Annotated in this window: 1 protein-coding gene and 1 pseudogene; one reads left to right on the top strand and one right to left on the bottom strand. The window is 65.5% G+C overall.

Annotation, left to right across the window (positions count from 1 at the left end; all coding sequences use genetic code 11):
* A partial coding sequence (locus EN781_RS32485; protein ID WP_127400720.1) for an SIS domain-containing protein occupies positions 1-537 on the bottom strand: 537 nt, incomplete at its 3' end.
* A 318-nt stretch (positions 538-855) separates the two neighbouring features.
* Between EN781_RS32485 and EN781_RS32480 the strand changes: the two are divergent.
* Positions 856-1443: pseudogene (locus EN781_RS32480) on the top strand (hypothetical protein); the annotation flags it as partial.

Below are 1443 nucleotides of genomic sequence, written 5' to 3'. Positions count from 1 at the left end.
GCCCGTTACCAGTTGCAGCAGCGCCGATGTCGTCGGCGCAAGCCCGTGCGGACAGGCCTCCGGCGCGGGCGGCAAAAGCAGCACCACGTCGGCTGCGCGCGCCAGCGCCGAGGTCTCGCCGGACGTGATGGCGATAAGCGGGATCGCAAATCGCTTTGCATAGGCGACGATGCCCATCAATTCCTTGCTCTCGCCCGACCACGACATGGCGATGATGGCATCATCCTTGGCGATCATGCCGAGATCGCCATGATTGGCTTCCGCCGGATGGACGAAGAAGGCGGGCGTGCCGGTCGAGGCGAGCGTGGCGGCGATCTTGGAGCCGATATGGCCGCTTTTGCCGACGCCGGTGACGATGACGCGGCCCTCGATGCCCGAAATCAGCTCGACGGCGCGCGCGAATGGCGCGGCCAGCCCGTTCTCGAGCGCGGCGGCAAAAGCAGCCATGCCAGCCTGCTCGGTCGCCACGGTTCTCAGCGCCGAATCGATCGAAGCCTGCCTGTCCGGGCGCTTCTTTTCTGGGGACCCCGCATGCATGGCTGATGCGCTTAGCGCTTTGCCGCCCGCCTGTCCAACAGAAATGGCACCTGATGCAGGTCGCCCAAAAGTGGGCGGCGGTTTTGGGAAACATGCATAAAGCAAAAAACCTGAAGCGCGTCGCCTGAATCCGTTTCCACTCGCCGCGCTTTAGGTTCGATCCCGGTCTTTGCCCGTGGCCCAATATCCAATGGCGCCAGCCCCGAAATCCAGGACACCGCATGCGTGAGAGAACCGCCCGCCTCAACCCTCCGTTAACCATCCCCATTTACGGTTCGGTAAGTATGGCGCGCCTGCGCCGCGCTAGCAGTGGTGACGATGACTGGGGCCCAGCCTGAAACGAAAAGAGGTCGAACGGGCAAGGCCGTCAGCACGCTGCTGCTGGCGGCGAGCGTTCTTGCCTTGCTGCGGCCGATGCCGCTCCAGGCCCAGGAAACCGAACTGCGCGGCGAGGTTTCGGAATCAGCGATCCTGTCGGACCAGCAGCGCAAGGTCAGGCAGATGAGCAGGGCTCGCGCCCAGGATCAGGACACGCCGCAGACTGCGACCGCCGACGCCCCGGCCGACGCCTATTCGCCGGCAAGTTCCGGCGCGGTGCCGGACGATACTGATGCGGCAGCCGCCGACGAAAGCATCTTCGAGCAGCCTGCCGCCACCGACGATCCGTTCGCCGACAACCCAGCTCCGCCCAAGCCGCGCCGGACCCCGACCGCCAGGCAGCGCGCCGACGCCACGGGCAAGAAGGCGGACGACAAGGATACGGCTAAAAAGAACAAGACAAACGCCGCCGACAAGAAGAAGACCAAGCAGCAGACCGACGCAACGACGACCAGGGCCACTGCCGACGACACCGGCCTCACCGCAGAGGACCAGGACGGCGCCAACCGCCGCGCGGTCACCGTCGAC

The organism is Mesorhizobium sp. M4A.F.Ca.ET.090.04.2.1 (assembly GCF_003999085.1).
GTDB lineage: Bacteria > Pseudomonadota > Alphaproteobacteria > Rhizobiales > Rhizobiaceae > Mesorhizobium.
Note: the sequence above shows the minus strand (reverse complement) of the source record. Positions and strands in the feature narration are given on the sequence as shown.